Annotated in this window: 2 protein-coding genes; both read right to left on the bottom strand. The window is 72.6% G+C overall.

Translation table 11 applies throughout. The features are described 5' to 3' along the window. Positions 1–60: 60 nt before the first annotated feature. Entirely contained in the window at positions 61–12,189 is a 12,129-nt protein-coding gene (locus OG430_RS46650; protein WP_327358804.1) for an SDR family NAD(P)-dependent oxidoreductase, read from the bottom strand. Further along, positions 12,186–23,162, bottom strand: a complete 10,977-nt coding sequence (locus OG430_RS46645) for an SDR family NAD(P)-dependent oxidoreductase (RefSeq protein ID WP_442816674.1) — start codon at positions 23,160–23,162, stop codon at positions 12,186–12,188. Before OG430_RS46645 ends, OG430_RS46650 begins: the two co-directional genes overlap by 4 nt. Positions 23,163–23,343 lie beyond the last annotated feature (181 nt).

The raw sequence follows: 23,343 nt of genomic DNA, 5'->3' as shown, positions 1-23,343 counted from the left end.
TTTATGGGGGGGTTCGGTCACGCACCGGGCCATAGGAGCCCCGGCCGTACGGCTTTCGCTTCACGCCAGGTCGCCGAGTACGGCGTCCAGGGCCCGGTCCATTTCGTCGTCCGACAATTCCTCGGCGGCCTGAAGGGCGTCCGCGGCCGTCTGCGCGACCGTTTCCCCTCCAGTCTTGGGCCCGGCGAGGTCGAGGAGTTGGGCGAGGAGTCCGCTCTGCTGCAGCTGTTGGGGGGAGATCCGGCCAAGCGCCCACGCGGCCTGTTCGGCCGGGTCCTGCGGCGGGGTGTCGGCCGTCGCGGCTCCGTCGTCGCCCGGGCCGGAGCCGAGGGCGAGGCGTACGTGGAGGAGTTCGGCGATGGCTCGCGGCGTCGGGTAGTCGAAGGTCAGGGTGGACGGCAGCGTCACCCGGGCAAGGGCGGCGAGCCGGTTGCGCAGCTCGACGGCCATCAGGGAGTCCCAGCCGAGCTCGCGCAGCGCCTTGTCGGCCTCGATGCTCCGGTCGTCCGACAGGCCGAGCACTCCGGCCACTTCCTGCTGGACGGAGCGCAGCAGCGAGGCGAGCTGTTCCGCCGCGGGCAGGGCGACGAGCCGCTCGGTGAAGGCCGCGCTCTGCTCGGCGGCGGCTGCGGCACGCCGCGGCCTGGGTCGCACGAGTGCGCTGAACAGCGGCGGCACGGCCACCGAGTCCCGTTGCAGCTCGGCCGTGTCGAGCTTGATCGGCACCAGGTGAGCCTGCGGCCGGGCGAGGGCGGTGGCGAACAGGCCCATGCCCTCCTCGGGGGTGAGTGCCCCCGAGCCCTGACGGCGCAGCCGGCCCAGCTCGGCGTCGTCGAGCCCGGCCGTCATGCCGATGCCGGCCGACTGCCACAGGCCCCAGGACAGGCTGAGTGCCACCAGGCCGCGGCTGCGCCGGTGGGCGGCGAGCGCGTCGAGGAACACGTTGCCCGCCGCGTAGTTGCTCTGCCCCGGCGCACCGAGGGTGCCGGCCGCGGAGGAGAACAGGACGAACGCGCTGAGGTCCAAGTGCGCGGTCAGCTCGTGCAGATGGACGGCGCCCGCGAGCTTCGGGCCGAGGACGCGGGTGAACCGGTCGGCGCTCTGGTTGAGCACGACGCCGTCGTCGAGGACGGCCGCCAGGTGCACGACGGCGGTCAGTGGGTGCTGCGCACCGGCCTCGTCGACGATGCGGGCGACCTCGGCGCGCTTGGACACGTCGCAGGCCAGGATCCGCACGCTGGCGGCTCCGGCGTCCTCAAGTTCCCGGATCATCTCGTCCGCGCCGGGGGTGTCAGGGCCGCGCCGGGAGGTCAGGACGAGGTGGCGTACGCCGTGTTCCCGCACCAGGTGGCGGGCGACGAGGCGGCCCAGCTCGCCGGTGCCTCCGGTGAGCAGCGCGGTGCCGTCGGGGTTCATCGCCGTCGGGACGGTGAGGACGAACTTTCCGGTGCTGCGGCCCTGCGCCATGAGCCGGAAGGCGGCGGGCGCCTCCCGGACGTCGAAGGCGGTGTGGGTCAGCGGACCGATGGCACCTTGCTCAAGGAGGCCGACGAGGGCGAGCAGCATCTCCTGGATGCGGTCCTCGCCGCTCTCGATCAGGTCGAACGCCTGGTAGGCGACGCCGGGATGGGCGGTCGCGGTCGCGTCGGCGTCGCGCACGTCCGTCTTGCCCATTTCGAGGAAGCGGCCGCCCCTGGGCAGCATGCTCAGGGAGGCGTCCACGAATTCGCCGGTCAGGGCGTTGAGTACGAGGTCGACGCCCTCGCCGTCGGTGGCGTCGAGCCAGGTCCGGGCGAAGGCCGTGTCCCGGGAGGACGCGATGTGGTCGTCGGCCAGGCCGAGTTCGCGCAGGGCGGACCATTTGCGGGTGCTCGCGGTGCCGTAGACCTCGGCGCCGATGTGCCGGGCCAGTTGGACGGCGGCCATGCCGACGCCGCCGGCCGCCGCGTGGATGAGCACCTTCTCGCCGGTGCGCAGGGCGCCGAGGTCGGTGAAGGCGTAGTACGCGGTGAGGTAGGCGAGCGGCATGGTCGCCGCTTGTGTGTGGGTCAGCGTGTCGGGGATCTTCACCATCCAGCGGGCGTCAACGGTGACCTCGGTGCCGAACGTGCCGACGGCCAGGCCCATGACGCGATCGCCGGGCCGCAGTCCGGTGCCGCCCGGGGCGGCCTCGACGACGACTCCGGAGCATTCGAGGCCGAGTTTCGGGGCGTGCACCATGTCGAGGGCGTTCAGTACGTCGCGGAAGTTCATGCCCGCGGCCCGGATCTGCACCCGGACGTGGCCCTCGGGCAGCGGCTCGCGGTCCGCGGCCCGGAACACGAAGGTGTCGAGCCGGCCCTTCTCCTCGATGTCGAGCTGCCAGGTGTCGCCGTGCGTCGGGACGGCCGGGGTGGCGGCCGAGCCCGGCGCCACCGCGCGTATCAGGCGCGGCGCCAGGGCCTCGTCGCCGCGCAGGGCCAGCTCGGGCTCGCCCTCGGCGGCGAGTGCGCGCAGCAGCAGGGCCGGGTCCGGGGTGTCCGCGCCGATGTCCAGGAGGCGCAGGTTCCGCTCGGGGTGTTCGGCGCGCGCGACGCGGATGAGGCCCCACAGCGGGGCGTCGGCCAGTGCGGACACCGGGTCGGCGGGTCCGGCCGCGACGGCTTCCCTGGTCACCCAGATGACTTCGGTGCGTTCGAAGCGCGGGTCGTCGAGGAAGCCCTGGAGTCCTTCGAGGGCTTCGATCACCGCGTCCCGTGCCTGCCGGGCCAGGGCGCAGCCCTCGCTCGCGGACGGGTCCGGGTCGGCGGCCGTCAGGTCGACGATGATCCGTCCCGGCTCGCCCACGCCGGGCTCCAGGACGGCGCCCGGGTCGGACAGTGCCTCCACGCCGATGAGGCCGGCCACGACGCCGCCGCGTCCGATCACCAACTGCGCACCCGTACGGGGCTGTTCGCCCTCTTCGAGCTCGGGCAGGGAGCGCGTCTGGTACTCCACCTGGTAGAGGTGGTCGGTGGCGCCGGGTTCGCCGATGCGCAGCTGTTCGGCACTGGCCCGGCGCACTTCGAGCCCGGCGACGGCCGCGACCGGGCGGCCGGTGGTGTCGGTGGCCACGACGGTCGCGCGGGAGTCCCCGGTGAGTTCGACGCGTACGCGGATCTCGGTGGCGCCCGAGGCGTGCAGCTCGACCCCGGACCAGGCGAACGGCAGCAGGACGCTCGACGGGTCCCGCTCGTCATCCTGTCCACCGGTGGCGGCGAGGGTGTGCAGGGCGGCGTCGAGCAGTGCCGGGTGGACGCCGTAGTCGCCCGCTTCGAGCGGGTCGGGCAGCCGGACGACTCCGTAGCCGACGCCGTCCTTGCGCCAGAGTTCGGTCAGGCCGCGGAACGCGGGACCGTACTCGAGGCCTTGCGCGAACAGGTCGTCGTAGAACCCGTCGAGCGCCACGCGCTCCGCACCGGGCACGGGCCACCGGCCGAGCTCGGCGAGCGCGTCGGCGGCCGGAGCCTGCGGCTGCTCGTCCACTGCCTGCCCGGAGGCGTGCAGGGTCCAGGCAGCGATGTCCGGGCTCTTCTCCCGGCAGCTGTGGATCTCGATGGTGCGGGTGCCCTCGTCGGTGGCGGCGCCGACCTTGACCTGCAGCCGGACCGAGTCGTCCGCGCGCAGTACGAGGGGTTCCAGGATGGTCAGTTCACCGATCCCGGCCGCTCCCGCGCGCTGGGCTGCGGCCAGGGCGAGCTCCAGCAGACCGGTACCCGGGACCAGCACCGTGCCGAACACCGCATGGTCCCTCAGCCACGGCTGAGCCGACGCGGACAGTCGGCCGGTGAACAGGTGCCCCTCTCCCCCGGCCAGGGTCAGCGCCGCACCCAGCCACGGGTGCTCCGGCGACTCCAGACCGGCGGTCGTCACGTCGCCCGACCCCGACGAGGGCTCGGTCCAGTACCGCTCGCGCTGGAAGGCGTACGTCGGCAGCTCCGCCGGCGTCGGCGACGTACCGGCGAAGAAGCCCGCCCAGTCCACGTCCTGCCCGCAGGCATGCACGGCGCCGAGCGCCCGCAGCAGGGCGCGGACCTCGTCGAGCTCCGGCTCGTCGCGCCGCTGCGTCAGGGAAGCGGTGAAGCGACTGGCGGAGTCCTCGGCCACGCAGCCTGCCGCCATCGCGGAGAGCACGGCAGCCGGGCCGCACTCCAAGTACCTTGTCGCCCCTGCCTGTTCGAGGGTGGTGATCGCGTCGAGGAAGCGTACGGCTTCGCGGACCTGGCGCACCCAGTAGGCGGGGTCGCGCAGACCCTCGCCCTCGGCAAGGTCGGTGTCGAAGCGCTCGCCGGTCACCGTGGAGACCAACGGGATCCGGGGCGCTGCGAAGGCGCAGGTCCGTGCCACGGTCTCGTACTCGGCGAGCATCGCGTCCATGTGCGGGCTGTGGAAGGCGTGCGACACCTCAAGGCGGCGCGTCCGACGTCCCACCCCGGTGAAGTGCTCGATCACCTCGGCGACCGCGGCCTCGTCGCCGCTGACGACTGTCTGTACGGGGCCGTTCAGCCCGGAGACGGAGATCCTGCCGTCGATCCCGGCCAGGACCTCCAGGACCTCTGCCTCCGGCGCCTCGACCGAGGCCATCGCCCCGCCCGACTCACACGCCTGCATCAACCGGCCGCGTGCGGCGACCAGTTGGGCGGCATCCGGCAGCGAGAGCACCCCGGCCACGTGCGCGGCGGCCAGCTCACCGATCGAGTGCCCGGCCACCACCCGAGGCTCCACACCCCAGGCGGTCCACTGCCGGTACAACGCCACCTCGAACGCGAACAACGCGGGCTGCGTGAACTCCGTCTCGTGCACCAGCCGCGCTTCCGCGCTGTCCGCCGCGGCGAACACGACGTCCGTCAGCGGCCGGCGCAGGAAGGGATCGAGAGCCGCGCACACCTCGTCGAAGGCGGCCCGGAAGACCGGGAGCGCGTCGTAGAGACCACGCCCCATCCCCACTCGCTGCGAACCCTGACCGGTGAACAGCACCGCCAACTCACCCTCGACCACGGCGTCTTGTGCGACATTCGCGTGCGGGGTGCCCTCCGCGAGTGCGCGGAGGAGTCCGGCAGCCTCCTGCGTGGTGGTCGCCAGGACGCTCGCCCGTGTGTCGAAGTGCGTACGGTGCAGGGCCGCGGTCGTCGCGAGGTCCGCGAGCGGCAGCTCGGGGCGGGTCTCCAGCCAGGACGCCCAGCGCCCCGCCTGCTCGCGCAGCGCCTGCTCGCCCTGCCCCGACACCAGCACGGGATACGGGCCGTGCGGCTCTTCGGCTCCGGTTTCGGCCTCGACCCGGGCGGGTGCTTCCTCCAGGACGACGTGCGCGTTCGTACCGCTCAGGCCGAAGGACGAGACGCCCGCCCGGCGCGGACGGCCGGGGTTGCGGGTCCAGGGCTTGGCGTCCTGGAGGAGCTGGAGGCCGCTGCCGTCCCAGTCGACGAGGGAGCTGGGCTCGTCCGCGTGCAAGGTCTTCGGAAGCGTCTCGTGCTGCAGCGCGAGGATCATCTTGATCACGCCCGCGACACCGGCGGCGGCCTGCGCATGCCCGATGTTCGACTTCAACGAGCCGAGGTACAGGGGCCGGTCGGCGTCACGCTCCGGGCCGAACACCTCGGCCAGGGCGCCCGCTTCGATCGGGTCGCCCAGCGACGTGCCGGTGCCGTGGGCCTCGATCGCGTCGATGTCCGCGGGCGTGAGGCGGGCGGTCTGCAGTGCCTCCCGGACGACGCGTTGCTGGGAGGGGCCGTTGGGGACGGTCAGGCCCTGGCTGCGGCCGTCCTGGTTCACGGCGCTGCCACGGATGACGGCGAGCACGCGGTCGCCGTCCCGCTCCGCCGCCGACAGCCGCTTGAGGACCAGTATGCCGACGCCCTCGGACCAGCCCGTACCGTCGGACGCGGCCGAGAAGGGCTTGCAACGCCCGTCGGCGGCAAGGCCCTTGAGGCGGGAGAACTCCACGAACGGGGTCGGGGTCGACATGACGGTGACACCACCCGCGAGCGCGAGTTCGCATTCACCGGCACGCAGCGCCTGGGCCGCCAGATGGATCGACACGAGCGACGACGAGCAGGCCGTGTCGACGGTCATCGCCGGACCCTGCAGACCCAGCGTGTAGGAGACACGGCCGGACAGGACGGCACTCGCGTTGCCGGTGCCGAAGTAGCCGTCCAAGGCGTCCAGGCTGCCGTTGCCGTAGTCGGAACCCATGGTGCCCAGGTAGACGCCGGTCCGGGACTCGTTGAGCGTGGCGGGCCGGATGCCCGCGCGCTCCAGGGCCTCCCAGGAGGCTTCGAGGACGAGCCGCTGCTGCGGGTCCATCGAGATCGCCTCGCGCGGGCTGATCCCGAAGAAGGACGGGTCGAAGTGCTCGATGTCGTCGAGGAATCCGCCGGTACGTATGTAGCTCTTGCCGACGGCCGCGGGGTCGGGGTCGTACACGTCGAGGGCGTCCCAGCGCTCCGGGAAGGTGCTGATCGCGTCCCCGCCGGAGGCGAGGAGGTCCCAGAAGCGCTCGGTGGTGTCGACGCCGCCCGGCAGCCGGCAGGCCATCGACACGACGGCCAGGGGCTCGTCGGGCGTGGCGCGGTCGTCGGTGCGGCGTGCGGCAGTGTGCTGCTTCTTCGCGGCGGCGCTCAGGTCGAGGCGTTCGAGCAGCAGGCGTGCCACCGCCGTGGGCGTGGGGTGGTCGAAGGCGAGGGTCGACGGCAGTTGCAGGCCGGTCGTGGCGGCGAGGCGGCGGCGCAGTTCGACCGAGGTCATGGAGTCCATGCCGAACTCCTGGAAGACCTGATGTTCGCCGATGCCGTCCGCGCCGGAGCCGCCGAGTACGGCCGCGGTCTCGGCGCGGACGAGCTTCACCAGGGTGCGCAGGCGCTGCTCCTCGGGGAGCGCGGCAAGGCGGCCACGGAAGTCGCCGGTGTCGGTGCGGCCGCTGTCCGCGCGGCGCGGCCTGGTGCGGACGAGCCCGCGCAGGAGCGGGGCGATGTCCGCACCCTGGTCGAACGACCTTTGCAGCGCCGTGAGTTCAAGGCGGACCGGCACCAGATGGGCGCGGGTCCCGGCGAGGGCGGCGTCCAGGGCGCGCATCCCCTGCCGGTCCTGGAGTGCGCCGACGCCCTGGCGGCGCATGCGGGCGAGGTCGGCGCGGCCGAGGTGGGCGGCCATGCCTGCCTCGTGCTGCTCCCACATGCCCCAGGAGAGGCTGACGGCCGTGCGGCCGGTCGCGCGCAGCTGGGCGGCGAGAGCGTCCAGGTAGGCGTTGGCCGCCGCGTAGTTGCTCTGTCCGGGGCCGCCGAGGACGCCGGACACGGACGAGAAGAGCACGAACGCGCAGTCGCCGAACTCCTCGGTGAGGTCCCGCAGATGGACGGCGCCGGCCACCTTCGGGGCCAGGACCCGGGCGAACCGTGTGGCGTCCTGGTCGGCGAGCAGGCCGTCGTCGACGATCCCGGCCAGGTGGAACACGCCGGTCCACGGGTGCTCCGGCGCGGCGGCCGAGAGCACCGCCGCGACCTGGTCGCGTTCGGCCATGTCACAGGCGGCGACCTGGACGGTCTCGGCGCCGGCGTCGAGGAGTGCGCGCACCGCGTCGTCGGCTCCGGGGGCGTCGAGCCCGCGCCGGGAGGTCAGGACCAGGTGGCGGATCGCGTGCTCGCGCACCAGGTGGTGGGCGAGCCGCTGCCCCAGGTCGCCGGTTCCGCCGGTGATGAGGACCGAGCCCTGCGGGTCCAACGCCGGTACGGGCGCGGCCTGTTCGTCGCCACTCGGCTCCTGCGGGTCGGCAGTCGGCACCGGTGCCAGACGGGCCGCGAGCAGCTGCCCGCCGCGTACGGCGATCTCCGGTTCGGCGGACGCCGCGAGGGCGAGCCCGAGCTCCGGGCCCTGCGACGGGTCGGCGTCCAGGTCAGCGTTCTGGCCTGCATCCAGGTCGGCGTTCTGGTCGGCGTCCAGGTCGATCAGGCGGATCGCCCGGTCCGGGTACTCGGCGCGGGCTGCGCGCACCAACCCCCACACCGCGGCCTGTGCCGCTCCGTGCAGACGGTCCGTGTCGGTGGCGGCCACGCTGTCGCGGGTGATCCAGACCAGCTCGGTGTCTTCGAGCCGCGGCTCGGCGAGAATGCGCTGCGCGGCGGTCAGTGCCTCAAGTGCCGCTGCCTGTACGGCTTGTACGTCATCCCGTTCGCCATCGGAGGCGGGCTGCGCGGCCGTCGCGTCGACGATCAGCTGGTGCGGGGCTTCGTGGCCCGTGTCGAGGTAGGCGAACAGCGCGTCCAGGTCCGCGAAGTGCTCCTCGCCCGGGATGGCCCGCAGTCCGGCCGAGGTGCCGAGCACCCATGCGGAGATTTCAGCGAGAGCCGCCTGGTCCACCGAGGGAGTCGGAGCCGGGAGCGGGTTGCGCAGCGTGCCGAATTCCACGGCGTACACATGCTCAAGGGGTTCAACCACCCGTATTTGTTCGGGTGTTGCCTCGCGCAGCCCGAGGCGCCGCACCTGTGCGACCGGGGAGCCCATGGTGTCGGTAGCCCACAGGCGGGCGGACCGGTCGCTCTCGTCGAGCTCCAGTCGCACCCGCAGGGTGTCGGGGCCCACGGCCCAGCACTCGACGCCGCTCCACTCGAACGGCAACAGCACTCGCGCGCCGGAGCCCTGCTCTGAGCCCTGCTCGGAACCCTGCTCCCCCGGCCCGCGCAGCGCGGCGAGCGCGTGCAGCGAAGTGTCGAGGAGGGCCGGGTGGATGCCGTACTCCTGGCCCTGCTCCTGACCGTGCTCCTGGCCGTGCGCATTGCCGGACACGGAGACGGGCAACTGCACCAGGGCGTAAGCGGTGTTGCCCTTGCGCCAGAGTTCGGTCAGGCCCTGGAAGGCGGGGCCGTACTCGAGGCCGAGGTCGCCGAGGGCGTCGTAGTACCCGTCGAGGTCGACGCGTTCCGCGCCGGGCACGGGCCACTCGCCCAGCTCGGCGCCTTCGTCGTGCGCCGGTCCGGCGGCCTGCTCCAGGAGCTCGCCGGCGGCGTGCCGGCGCCAGGTGCCGTCGGGGCTTCCTTCGACGCGGCTGTGGATTTCGATGGTGCGGGTGCCCTCATCGGTGGCGGCGCCGACCTTGACCTGCAGCCGGACCGCTTCGTCCGCGCGGAGTACGAGGGGCTCCAGGATGGTCAGTTCACCGATCCCGGCCGCTCCCGCGCGCTGCGCGGCAGCCAGGGCGAGCTCAAGGAGACCGGTGCCGGGGACCAGCACGGTGCCGAACACCGCATGATCCCGAAGCCACGGGTGGGAAGTCATCGACAGCCGGCCGGTGAACAGCTCCCCCTCGCCGCCCGCCAGGGTCAGCGCCGCACCCAGCCAGGGATGCTCGGGAGACTCCAGCCCGGCCGTGGTCACATCACCCGAGCCGGACAAGGGCTCGGTCCAGTACCGCTCGCGCTGGAAGGCGTACGTCGGGAGATCCACCAGAGTCGGCGACGTACCGGCGAAGACGCCCTCCCAGTCGATGCCCTGCCCGCCCGCGTGCACCGCACCCACGGCCCTCAGCAGGGCTCGCGACTCGTCCGGGGCGTCCGCCGCGCGCTGCGAGGGCACGAAGACGCGACCCTCACCCGTGACGCAACCTGCCGCCATCGCGGAGAGCACGGCGGCCGGACCGCACTCCAAGTACCTTGCGACACCGGCCTGTTCGAGGGTGCCGATCGCGTCGAGGAACCGTACGGCCTCACGGACCTGACGCACCCAGTAGCCCGGATCACGCAGACCCTCACCCTCGGCGAGATCCGTGTCGAACCACTCGCCCGTCACCGTCGAGACGAGGGGAATCTGCGGCGCCGCGAAACGGCACTGGCGCGCGACGGTCTCGTACTCCGCGAGCATCGCGTCCATGTGCGGGCTGTGGAACGCGTGCGACACCTCAAGACGACGCGTACGACGCCCCATGGCCGCGAAATGCTCGACCACCTGCGAGACCGCAGCCTCATCACCACTGACGACCGTCTGCACCGGCCCGTTCAGACCACCGATCGAGATGCCTCCGTCGATCCCGGCCAGAACCTCCAGGACCTCCGACTCCGACGCCTCCACCGACGCCATCGCCCCACCCGACTCACACGCCTGCATCAACCGACCACGCGAAGCGACCAGTTGAGCCGCATCCGGCAGCGAGAGCACCCCGGCAACATGCGCGGCGGCCAGCTCACCGATCGAATGCCCGGCCACCACCCGAGGCTCCACACCCCAAGCAGCCCACAACCGGAACAACGCCACCTCGAACGCGAACAACGCAGGCTGCGTGAACTCCGTCTCCTGCACCAACGCCGCATCCGCGCTGCTCACCTCGGCGAACACGATCTCGGCAAGAGGCCTGGACAGCACCGGGTCCAGTGCGCCGCACACCTCGTCGAAGGCAGCCCGGAACACCGGGAACGCGTCATACAGACCACGCCCCATCCCCACCCGCTGGCTTCCCTGACCCGTGAACAACATCGCCAACTCGCCCTCGGCGACGGCGCCTTCCACCACATCCGGGTGGGGGGCGCCCTCGGCCAAGGCCCGTAGGCCGTGCACGAGTTCGGCCGCGTCCGTCGCCAGGACGCTCGCCCGCACGTCGAAGTGCATACGGTGCCGGGCAGCCGTCGTCGCCACGTCGGACAGCGAGGTGTCCGGGTGACTCTCCAGCCAGGTGGCCCAGCGTCCCGCCTGCTCGCGCAGTGCGGACTCGTCCTGGCCGGACAGCACCACGGGCACGGGCAGCGTCACGGGCGGTTCGTCCCGCTCGGTGGCGTCGGCTTCGGCGGCCGGGGCGACCGGCGGTTCTTCGACGATGACGTGGGCGTTCGTACCGCTCAGGCCGAACGACGAGATGCCCGCCCGGCGCGGGCGCCCCTCCTCCCGCTGCCACGGACGTGCCTCCTGCAGCAGCTCAAGCCCACTGCCGTCCCAGTCGATCAGCGCGCTCGGCTCGTCCGCGTGCAAGGTCTTGGGCAGCGTCTCGTGCTGCAGCGCGAGGATCATCTTGATCACGCCCGCGACACCGGCGGCGGCCTGCGCGTGCCCGATGTTCGACTTCGACGAGCCGAGATGGACGGGCCGGTCGGCATCGCGTGCGGGGCCGAACACCTCGGCCAGGGCGCCCGCTTCGATCGGGTCACCCAGGGAGGTGCCGGTGCCGTGGGCCTCGATCGCGTCGATGTCCGCGGGGGTGAGGCGGGCGGCCGCGAGCGCGTCCTGGATGACGCGACGCTGGGAAGGACCGTTGGGCGCGGTCAGACCCTGGCTGCGACCGTCCTGGTTCACGGCGCTGCCACGGATCACGGCAAGTACCCGGTCGCCGTCCCGCTCCGCCGCCGACAGGCGCTTGAGGACCAGTACGCCGACGCCCTCGGACCAGCCCGCGCCATCCGCTCCGGCCGAGAAAGACTTGCAACGCCCGTCGGGAGCCATCGCCTTGAGGCGGGAGAACTCCACGAAGAGGGAGGGGGTGCTCATGACCGTGACGCCGCCGGCGATGGCGAGTTCGCACTCCCCTTGCCGCAGCGCCTGCGCCGCGAGGTGCACGGAGACCAGGGAGGAGGAGCAGGCGGTGTCGACGGTCATCGCCGGGCCCTGCAGACCCAACGCGTACGAGACACGGCCGGAGAGGATGCTGCTGGCCTTGCCCGTCCCGACGTACCCGTCCAGCGCCGACAGATCGTGGCCACGGACGTCGCCGTAATCCGAGTTCATGGTGCCCAGATAGACACCCGTACGGCTGCCGACCAGCCCGTCAGCCGCGATGCCCGCGCGCTCCAGGGCCTCCCACGAGGCTTCAAGGACGAGCCGCTGCTGCGGGTCCATCGAGATCGCCTCACGCGGGCTGATCCCGAAGAACCCCGCGTCGAAACGCTCCACGTGCTCGTCCGCGAGGAACCCGCCCTCACACCCGTAACTCTTGCCCTCGACCTCGGGGTCGGGGTCGAACACGTCCAGGCCCCGCCACCGGCCCGGGAAGCCGCTCACCGCGTCGCCACCGGACGCCAGCAGCCCCCAGAAGCCCTCGGGCGACTCGATTCCGCCCGGCAGCCGGCACGCCATCGCCACCACGGCGATCGGCTCGGTGCGTGCGGCGCGTTCGGCGCGGAGTTCCTTCTCTGTGCTGAGCAGTGCCGCGGTGGCGCGCCTCAGATGGGACTCGAGCTTCTCGGCGGCGGACCCGCTCATGAGTTGACTCCAAACTTGTCGTCAAGGAACTGGAGGAGGTCCTCGGTGCTGCCTTCGGCGTCGGGCTCGTCGTCGGCCTCGGGCTCGGCCTGCGTGACGATCTTGGCCAGGCCGTCCTTGAGGTCGAGGAGGCCTCCTGCCAGCCCTTGTGCTTCGAGCTGTTGCGGCGTGGCGGAGCGCAGGAGTTCCACCAGGCCGTCGATCTGCGTCTTGGTGAGGGTGGCGGTGGCGGCGCGGCGGGAGCCGCCGGTGCCGGCCGCCGGGGCGAGCTGTTCCAGGAGGAATCCGGCGATGGCGGTGGGCGTCGGGTAGTCGAAGGCGAGGGTCGCCGGCAGGGCGATGCCGCTCTCCGCGGCCAGGCGGCGACGGAGCTCGACGGCCATGAGGGAGTCGAGGCCGACCTCCTTGAAGACCTGTTCCGCGCCGAGGCCTTCGGCGTCGGACAGGCCGAGGACGACGGAGGCCTCGCGCTGGACCGTCTGCAGGAGCAGTCGCTGCTGCTCCTTCTCGGGGAGTGCGGCGAGCCGGTCGCGCAGGGCCGCCGGTGCGGCGGTGGCGTCCTGGACGCGGCGCATCCGGGTGCGCAGCAGGCCGCGGAGCAGGGCGGGGGTCTCCTCGCCGTTGTCCATGGCCCGCTGGAGTGCGCCGATCTCCAGCTTGGCGGGTACGTAGTGCGCGCCGCCCCTGGTGAGGGCCGTGTCCATGAGGCGCAGGGCCTGCTGTGGGGTGAGCGCGCCGATGCCCTGGCGGCGCATGCGGGCCAGGTCGGCCTGGCTGAGGGTCGCGGTGAGGCCGACGCCGGCCTGCTCCCACAGGCCCCACGACAGGCTGGTCGCGGGCAGCCCTTGGGTGCGGCGCTGTTCGGCGAGTGCGTCGAGGAACGCGTTGGCCGCGGCGTAGGTGCTCTGGCCGGCGCTGCCGAACACACCCGCCACCGAGGAGAAGAGCACGAACATCGACAGGTCGAGGTCCTTGGTGAGTGCGTGCAGGTGCGCCGCGCCCGCGACCTTGGGCGCCATGACGCGCCACATGCGCTCGGCGTCCTGGCCGACGGCGAGGCCGTCGTCGAGGACTCCCGCCAGATGCACGACACCGGCCCAGGGGTGGGCGGCATCGACGTCGTCGAGGACCGCGCGCAGCTGCTCGCGTTCGGTGATGTCGCAGGCCACGATGCGTACGCTCGCGGCGCCGGCCGCTTCGAGGTCGCGGGCGAACTCGTCGGCGCCGGGGGCGTCGGGGCCCTGCCGGGAGGTCAGGACGAGGTGCTGCACGCCGTGTTCGCGCACCAGGTGTCCGGCGACCTGACGGCCGAGCTCGCCGGTGCCGCCGGTGATGAGGAGGGTGCCGGCCGGGTTCCAGACCGGGCCGACATCTTCCTGGTCCGGGGCCGCGGTGGCGCGGGTCAGGCGGGGGGCGAGGAGCTGTCCGCCGCGTACGGCGGTCTCGGGTTCGGCCGATGCCGCGAGGGCGCGGCCGAGGAGTTCGTCGGAGGCGGCCGCGTCGGCGTCGACGAGGCGCACGATCCGCTCGGCGTACTCGGAGCGCAGGGAGCGGACGAGTCCCCACAGGGGGGCGCCGGCCAGGTCGTCCCCGCCGTCGCCGAGGACGGCGGCGCCGTGCGTGAGCCACACCAACTCGGTTGATTCGAGGCGGGGTTCGCCGACGATCCACTGCGCCTGGGCGAGTGCTTCGCTGGTGACGTCGCGGACGGTGGCCGCGATGTCGGTCGGCCCGGGAGCCACCGGTACGTCGATCACGAGGCGCTGCGGCGGCTGTGCGCCTTCGTCCAGGCGGGCGCGCAGGGTCTCGGCGTCCGCGATGCCGTCGGCGTGGAGTGCGGCGGTCAGCGCGGCGTTGTCGCCGAGCAGCCAGGTGCGCTGCTGTGGCGGCGTACCGGAGGGCAGGTTCAGGGGCTTGAGGGCGACTTCGTAGAGGTGATCGACGGGCCGTCCGGCGCGGATCTGCTCCGGTGTGGCCTCGCGCAGGCGCAGGGCGTGTGCTCCGGCGACGGGCCGGCCCTGGGCGTCGGCGACCCAGATGCGGGCGGCCAGGTGCTCGGTGTCGAGGTCGATGCGGACGCGCAGCGTCGAACTGCCGACCGCGTACAGCTCGGCGCCCTCCCACTCGAAGGGCAGCAGCACCCGCTGGTCGTCGGCGTCCTTGTCGCGGACGGCCTGCAGGGTGTGCAGGGCGGCGTCGAGGAGGGCGGGGTGGATGCCGTAGTCCTGGCCGGGCACGTCCTCGGGCAGCCGGACCAGGCCGTACGCGGTGTCGCCCTTGCGCCACAGTTCGGTCAGGCCCTGGAAGGCGGGGCCGTAGCCCACGCCCCGGTTCTCCAGGCGCTCGTAGAAGCCGTCCAGGGAGAGGCGTTCGGCGTCGGCGACGGGCCAGCCGGCCAGGTCGGCGAAGCCCTCCTGGTCGATGTCGGCGCCGTCGTCGAGGAGGCGGCCGGTGGCGTGGCAGGTCCAGGTGTCCTGGTCGGCCTCGCGTCGGCTGTAGACGGCGACGGAGCGTTCGCCGCCGAGGCCGGGCGGGCCGACGGCGACCTGTACGTCGACCGCGGTGTTGCCGTCGAGGACGAGGGGTTCGGCGAGGGTGAGTCCGCCGACCTGGGCGGCACCGGCTTCGCGGGCGCCGGCCAGGGCGAGTTCGAGCAGTCCGGTGCCGGGCACCAGGACGGTGCCGAAGGCTGCGTGGTCGCGCAGCCAGGGGTGGGTGGCGAGGGACAGCCGCCCGGTCAGGACCTGGCCTTCGCCGTTCGCCATGGTGGTGACGGCGCCGAGCCAGGGGTGGTGGGCGTCGGCGAGGCCCATCGAGCGGGCGTCGCCGCGGGTGGGTGCGGCGTCGATCCAGAAGCGCTCGCGCTGGAAGGCGTACGTCGGCAGATCGGCCGGCGTGTACGGGGCGGGCCGCTCATCGCCGGGCCCGGCGAGCGCCCGCGTCCAGTCGGCGGCGTGGCCCTGGACGTGCAACAGGGCGAGGGTGCGCAGGAGTTGGTCCAGGCCGCCCTGGTCGCGCTGGAGCGTCGGCACGACGAGGCCGCCCACGGCCTCGCTGCCGTCGGACAGCGGCATGACCAGTACGGGGTTGGGGCTGACCTCGACGAACACGTCGTGCCCGTCCTCCAGGAGCCGGGCCTGGGCCAGGTCCAGACGCACGGGCTCGCGCAGGTTGCGGCACCAGTAGTCGGCGTCGAGCTCGGTGCCGTCGAGGGGGGCGCCGGTGACGGTGGAGTAGAAGGGGATGGTGGTCGGCTGCGGGCTCAGTACGTCGAGCTCGGCCCGCAGGGCGGGCAGCAGCGGATCCATGTGGGCGCTGTGCGAGGCGCAGGACGAGTTGAGCTTTCCGCAGACCACGTCGTCCTCGTCGAGGTCCATGAGGACCTCCATGACGGCGTCGGCGTCTCCCGAGATCACCGTCCAGCGCTCGGTGTTGACGCCGGCGATGGACAGGGCGTCCCCGTACTCGGCGATGTGCTCCCGCACTTCGGCGACGGGCAGTTCGACGACGGCCATCTCGCCGCCACCGCCGTCGCGCTGCAGTGCCTGGCTGCGCAGCGCCACGATGCGGGCGCCCTCCTCGACGGTCAGCGCCCCGGCGACGACGGCCGCGGCGACCTCGCCCTGGCTGTGTCCGGCGACCGCCGCGGGTTCGAGGCCGAGGGATCGCCAGGCTGCGGCGAGTCCGATGTACATCGTGAACAGCACGGGCTGGACCACGTCGAGGCGCTCGAAGGGCAGCTCGGCACGGTCCTCACCGCGCAGCCGGGCGAGCGGGGAGAAGCCGGTGTACGGGCGCAGCGCCTCGTCGCACTCGGTGGCCGCGGCCAGGAACGCCGGGCTGTGGTCCAGGAGTTCGCCGGCCATGCCCTCCCAGTCGGTGCCCTGCCCGGGGAAGACGAACACGGTCTTGCCGCGCTGCTTCGCCGCGCCGGACACGATGTTCGGGTGGGGCGTTCCTTCGGCGAGTGCGCGCAGGAGTGCGGCGGCCTCTTGGTTGGTGGTGGCGGTGATTCCGGCGCGTGCGTCGAAGTGCGTACGGTGCAGGGCGGCCGTCGTCGCCACGTCGGCCAGGGGGATGTCCTGGTGGTTCTCCAGCCAGGTCGCCCAGCGTCCGGCCTGCTCGCGCAGTGCGGGCTCGCTCTGGGCGGAGAGCAACACCGGCAACACCGTGGGCGGTTCGGCCGCGATGTCGTCGGTGGTGTGCCGCAGCGGGGGTTCCTCGACGACGACGTGGGCGTTGGTGCCACCTAGGCCGAACGAGGACACGCCTGCCCGGCGCGGACGCTCGGGGTTGCGGGTCCAGGGCTTGGCGTCCTGGAGGAGTTGGAGGCCGCTGCCGTCCCAGTCGATCAGTGAGCTGGGCTCGTCCGCGTGCAAGGTCTTCGGAAGCGTCTCGTGCTGCAGCGCCAGGATCATCTTGATCACGCCCGCGACACCGGCGGCGGCCTGCGCATGCCCGATGTTCGACTTCGACGAGCCCAGATAGACGGGCCGGTCGGCGTCACGCTCCAGGCCGAACACCTCGGCCAGCGCGCCCGCTTCGATCGGGTCACCCAGCGACGTACCGGTGCCGTGGGCCTCGATCGCGTCGATGTCGGCGGCTGTCAGGCGGGCGGCCGCGAGCGCGTCCTGGATGACGCGACGCTGGGAAGGACCGTTGGGCGCGGTCAGGCCCTGGCTGCGACCGTCCTGGTTCACGGCGCTGCCACGGATCACGGCAAGGACCTGATCGCCGTCCCGCTCCGCCGCCGACAGGCGCTTGAGCACCAGTACGCCGACACCCTCGGACCAGCCCGCGCCATCCGCTCCGGCCGAGAAGGACTTGCAACGCCCGTCCGGGGACATGGCCTTGAGGCGGGAGAACTCCACGAAGGTCGCGGGGGTCGACATGACGGTGACGCCGCCCGCGAGGGCGAGTTCGCATTCGCCGGTACGCAGGGCCTGTGTCGCCAGATGGATCGACACGAGCGACGACGAGCAGGCCGTGTCGACGGTCATCGCCGGGCCCTGCAGGCCCAACGCGTACGAGACACGGCCGGAGAGGATGCTGCTGGCCTTGCCCGTCCCGACGTACCCGTCCAGCGCCGACAGATCATGGCCGCGGACATCGCCGTAGTCGGAATTCATGGCGCCCAGGTACACGCCCGTACGACTGCCGACCGCTCCTTCCGGACGTACGCCTGCCCGCTCCAGGGCCTCCCACGAGGCTTCGAGGACGAGCCGCTGCTGCGGGTCCATGGAGATCGCCTCGCGCGGGCTGATCCCGAAGAACGCGGCGTCGAAGCGCTCCACGTGCTCGTCGGCGAGGAATCCGCCCTCGCACCCGTAGCTCTTGCCCTCCACCGCAGGATCCGGATCGAACACGTCCAGCCCGCGCCAGCGCGCCGGGAACTCGCTCACCGCGTCGCCACCGGACGCCAGCAGCCCCCAGAAGCCCTCGGGCGACTCGATCCCGCCGGGCAGCCGGCACGCCATCGCCACCACGGCGATCGGCTCGTCGGCGACGGTGCTCGACTGGGGGCGGCGCTGCTGCGGGGCGCTGTCCGGGGCCTGCAACTCCAGGCGTTCAAGGATGAGTTCGGCGATCGCGGTGGGGGTCGGGTAGTCGAAGGCGAGGGTCGCCGGCAGGGCGATGCCGCTCTCCGCGGCCAGGCGGCGACGGAGCTCCACCGCCATCAGCGAATCGAGACCCAGTTCCTTGAAGATCTGTCCCGCGCCGATCGCCTCCGGTCCCGGCATGCCCAGGATCACGGCGGCCTCGCCGCGGACCACGGTCGTGACGGCGGCGAGCCGGTCCTGCTGCGCCAGCGCCTGCAGCCGGCCCTTGAGGCCCGCGGCACCGGTGCTCGCCGAGCCGGCGCGGCGGCGCCGGGTGCGTACCAGGGAGCGGAGCAGCGCCGGTATGTCGGAGCCGCCGTCCAGGGCGCGTTGGAGTGCGTCCTGCTCCAGCTTGACGGGGACGAGGTGGGCCCGGTCGTGACCGAGCGCTGTGTCCAGGGCAGCGAGGCCCTGCGCCTGGTCGAGGGCGCCCACGCCCTGACGGCGGAGGCGGGCCAGTTCCGCCTCGCCGAGGCTCGCGGTGAGGCCGATGCCGGCCTGCTGCCACAGGCCCCAGGACAGGCTGGTGCCGGGCAGGCCCATGGCGCGGCGCAGGACGGCGAGGGCGTCCAGGTAGGCGTTCGCGGCGGCGTAGGTGCTCTGGCCGGCGCCGCCGAGGACACCGGCGGCCGAGGAGAAGAGGACGAACGCGGCGAGATCCAGGCCGAGTTCACGGCTCAGCTCGTGCAGGTGGAGGGCGCCTGCGGCCTTCGGCGCCCATACGTGGGCGAGCCGGTCCGCGTCCTGGGACTGCACGATCCCGTCGTCCAGGACCGCCGCGAGGTGGAAGATCCCGGTCCACGGGTGGTCTGCGTCCACGCCGGTCAGCAGGGCCTCGACCTCGTCGTACGCCGATACGTCACAGGCCACGATGCGTACGCTCGCGGCGCCGGCCGACTCCAGGTCGTCGATCAGCTCCTGCGCGCCCGGGGCCTGCGGGCCGCGCCGGGAGGTGAGGACGAGGTGCCGCACGCCGTGGCCGCGTACGAGATGACCGGCGAGCAGCCGGCCGAGCTCGCCGGTGCCTCCGGTGATGAGCACGGTGCCCTGCGCGTCGAGGGGTGTGCCGGAGCCAGTGGCCGGGGCGGCGGGGGTGAGCCGCGGTGCCCTGATCTCCCCTGCGCGGACGGCGAGTTCGGGCTCGCCCGCCGTGGCGAGGGCCGGTGCGAGCTGCGTCAGGTCGTCGGGTCCCGAAAGGTCGACGAGGCGCAGCGACCGGTCGGCGTGTTCGGTCCTGGCGGTGCGCAGCAGGCCCCAGGCGGGAGCGGTCGTGACCTCGGGTACGTCGCCGTCTTCGGCGTACACGGCCCCGCAGGTCAGCCAGACGAGCTCGGTCTCGGCGAGTGCCGGCTCGGCGAGGAGTCGCTGCAGCGTGGCGAGGGTGGCTGCCGTCAGCTCCTGCGCGGTGCGCGGGGCATCGTCCCCGGCCAGGTGCGCGGGGGTCGTCGAAAGGTCCACGACCAGTCGGGCGGGCACCTCCCGGCCGTCTGCGAGGTGGGCGGCGACGACATCCACATCGGCGACATGGTGGGCGTCCAGCTCGGTCACGGGCGTGCCGTTCCCGCCGAGCACCCAGGTGGCGCCCTCCGTCGGGTCCGCCTCGAGCCGGGGGGCCGCCCGGAATTCCACCTGGTACAGGTGCTCGGCGGTGTTGCCCGCCCGGATCTGCTCGACGCTCGCCGCGCGCAACTGGAGGGCGCCCGCGGCCACGGGCTGCCCGGCCGGGTCGGCCACGACGATCCGGATGCCGGACTGTTCGGCGTCCCGCCGGATGCGTACGCGTATCTCGGTGCTGCCGGTGGCGTGCAGGTCCACGTCCGTCCACTCGAACGGGAGCAGCACCTGTCCGTCGTCGTCGCCCGTCTCGCCCTGTACGGCGACGAGGGGGTGCAGGGCGGCGTCGAGGAGGGCCGGGTGGATGCCGAAGTGGTCGGCGCCGAGGCCTTCGGGCAGCCGGACGAGGCCGTACGCGGTGTCGCCCTTGCGCCACAGTTCGGTGAGGCCCTGGAAGGCGGGGCCGTATGCGAGGCCACGGGCGGCGAAGGCGTCGTAGAAGCCGTCGAGGGGGAGCTGTTCGGCGCCAGGGACCGGCCATTGGGCCAGTTCGTCCGCTGCTTCCGTTGCTTCCGTGCCGTCGTCGGCCGTACGTACGGCTGCGCTTGCCGACAGTTCGCCGCTCGCGTGCCGCCGCCAGGTCGCGCCGGGCGGTGCGTCCTCGGGCTGGCTGTAGACGGCGACCGGCCGGCGTCCGCTCTCGTCGGGCACGGCGACGACGACCTGGAGCCGGACGGTGGCGTTCTCCGGGAGGAGGAGCGGTTCGAGCAGGGTCAGCGCGGCGACGCCCGCGGCGCCGACGTGATCGGCGGCGGTGAGGGCGAGTTCGAGCAGTCCGGTGCCGGGGACGAGGACGGTGCCGTGGACCGCGTGCTCCTTGAGCCACGGCTGCTCGATGAGCGAGATGCGTCCGGTGAACAGATGCCCCTCGTCGCCGGCGGTCATGGTGAGCGCACCCAGCCAGGGGTGCTCCGCCCCGTGCAGGCCGAAGGAACGGACGTCGCCGGTGTTCTTGGCGGGCTGGGTCCAGTAGTGCTCGCGTTGGAAGGCGTAGGTGGGGAGCGGGACCAGGGCCGGGGTCATTTCCGGGCCGGTGTTCAGGACGCGGTCCCAGTCGATGGTGTGGCCTTGGGTGTGCAACAGGCCTACGTTGCGCAGGAGTTGGGCCCTGTCGCCCTTGTCGCGGGCGAGGGAGCCGACGACGATGCCGCCGTGCTCGGCGCTGCCGTCCGTGAGCGGCATGGACAGGACCGGGTGTGCGGACATTTCCACGAAGACCGTGTGCCGGTCCTCCAGGAGCCGGGTCAGCGCCTGGTCGAAGCGGACCCGCTCACGGAGGTTGCGGCACCAGTACGCGCCGTCCAGCTCCGCACCCTCCGCGATCTGGCCGGTCACCGTCGAGTAGAAGGCGATGTCCGTGGCCCTGGGCACGATGCCCGCGAAGTCCTCCGCGAGGGCAGGCAACAACGGGTCCATCTGGGCGTTGTGCGACGCGTAATCCACGTTGATCTTCCGGGCGTACACATCCTGCGCCTGAAGATCCGCCACCAGCGCGTCCAGCTCTGCGGCCTGACCCGAAATCACCGTCGAACCAGCCGTGTTCACCGCCGCCACCGACAACGCATCACCGTAAGGAGCCAGGAACTCCTCGACTTGGGCCACAGGACGCTCGATCAACGCCATCCCGCCCTGCCCTGCACACGCGAGGACCGCGTGCGAGCGACGCGCCACGATCTGCGCCCCCTGCTCCAAAGTGAGAGCACCGCTCACCACACCGGCAACGACCTCGCCCTGCGAATGACCGACAACAGCAGCCGGTTCCACACCCAGCGACCGCCAGAGCGCGGACAGGCCCACACCCATCGCGAACAGAGCAGGCTGGACCACATCCACCCGGTCGAACGGCGGGTGATCGCCCTCCTCCCCCGCCAACACCTCACGCACCGACCAACCCGTAAACGGCGCGAGCGCCGCATCACACGCATCGATCGTCGCCGCGAACACCCCACCCTCGGCGAGGAGTTCACGCCCCATCCCCACCCACTGCGAACCCTGACCCGGATACACGAACACCACCCGGCCACGCCGAGCAGCCGCCCCCGTCACCACCGCATCATCAGCCCGCCCCTCAGCCACCGACCGCAGCCCCGCCACCAACTCCTCGACCGAACCCGCCAGCACGCTCGCCCGCGACTCCAAATGCGAGCGATGCCGAGCCGCCGTCACGGCGATGTCAGCGAGCGGCACATCGGTGCGGCCCTCCAGCCAGGACGCCCAGCGCCCCGCCTGTGCCCGCAACGCACCCTCACTCGCGCCCGACACCACGACCGGCACAGGAACGGGCAGCTGCGCGGGCGGTGCGGTCTGCTCGGTGTCGTCGGCCTCGGCGGCCGGGGCCGTCGGGGGCTCTTCGACGATGACGTGCGCGTTCGTACCGCTGAGGCCGAACGACGAGACGCCGGCGCGACGCGGACGGCCCTCCGTCCGTGTCCATGGCGTGGCGTCCTGGAGGAGAGCGAGGCCGCTGGTCTCCCACTCGACCAGGGCGCTCGGCTCGTCGGCGTGCAGGGTCTTGGGCAGCGTCTCGTGCTGCAGGGACAGGATCGTCTTGATCACGCCGACCACGCCTGCGGCGGCCTGGGTGTGCCCGATGTTCGACTTCGAGGAGCCCAGGTAGACCGGCCGGCCGGTGTCGCGTGCGGAGCCGAACACCTCGGCGAGGGCGCCCGCTTCGATCGGGTCGCCCAGCGACGTACCGGTGCCGTGCGCCTCGATGGCGTCGATGTCGGCGGGGGTCAGTCGGGCGGCGGTGAGGGCTTCTTCGATGACGCGCTGCTGGGAGGGGCCGTTGGGGGCGGTCAGGCCCTGGCTGCGGCCGTCCTGGTTCACGGCGCTGCCCCGGACGACGGCGAGGATCCGGTCGCCGTCGCGCTCGGCGACCGAGAGCCGCTTGAGGACCAGCATGCCGACGCCCTCGGCCCAGCCCGCGCCGTCGGCGTCGGCCGAGAAGGACTTGCAACGCCCGTCCGGGGCCATGGCCTTGAGGCGGGAGAACTCCACGAAGAGGGTGGGGGCGCTCATCAGGGTGACGCCGCCGGCGAGGGCGAGTTCGCACTCGCGCTGACGCAGGGCCTGCACGGCCAGGTGCAGGGAGACCAGGGAGGACGAGCAGGCCGTGTCGACGGTGACGGCCGGGCCCTGGAGACCCAGTGCGTACGAGACTCGGCCGGACAGGACGCTGCTTGCCTTGCCGGTGCTGACATAGCCGTCGAGGGCGTCCAGGTCGCGGCCCAGATCGCCGTAGTCGGAGCCCATGGTGCCCAGGTAGACGCCCGTGCGGGACTCGTTGAGCGTGTCGGGCCTGATGCCCGCCCGTTCCAGCGCTTCCCAGGAGGCCTCGAGAATCAGCCGCTGCTGCGGGTCCATCGACATGGCCTCGCGCGGGCTGATGCCGAAGAACGAGGCGTCGAAGTGCTCGATGTCGTCGAGGAATCCGCCCTGTCGGGAGTAGCTCTTGCCGACGGCGTCCGGGTCCGGGTCGAACAGGTCGAGGCTCTTCCAGCGCTCCGGGAGACCACCGATCGCGTCGCCGCCCGAGGCAAGGAGCTCCCAGAAGCCCTCGGGTGTGTCGATCCCGCCCGGCAGCCGGCAGGCCATCGCCACCACGGCGATCGGTTCCACCCGCTGGGCCTCGAGGTCGGCCGCGCGCTTCTGCAGGGCGCGGATCGCGGGGAGGGCTGCTTCCATCCGGTCTTGATGCGAGTTCGACACCATCGAGCCTTTCTGCGCGACCGGCGCGCGACCGAGCAGCGGTCTCATGAAGCGGCCGTAGTCGACGTGTGGGCTGCCCCGGACGGGCAGATCAGGGTCCCGACCATCCAAAGCGGAACCGCTTGAGCAAGGGTCGAAGGCATCTGGAGGTGCGGCAGGCATGCCGAAGGCCCCCGCCTCGTGTCGAGGCGGGGGCTCCGGGGCCGGAAGGTGGCGGGGCGGTGTCGTC

This window comes from Streptomyces sp. NBC_01304 (genome assembly GCF_035975855.1).
Taxonomy (GTDB): Bacteria; Actinomycetota; Actinomycetes; order Streptomycetales; family Streptomycetaceae; genus Streptomyces.
Note: the sequence above shows the minus strand (reverse complement) of the source record. Positions and strands in the feature narration are given on the sequence as shown.

What these genes read in the sequence shown, in the direction of transcription:
- OG430_RS46650 (WP_327358804.1), bottom strand. Translation starts at nt 12,189, where the DNA reads ATGAGCGGGTCCGCCGCCGAGAAGCTCGAGTCCCATCTGAGGCGCGCC.
- OG430_RS46645 (WP_442816674.1), bottom strand. Translation starts at nt 23,162, where the DNA reads ATGAGACCGCTGCTCGGTCGCGCGCCGGTCGCGCAGAAAGGCTCGATG.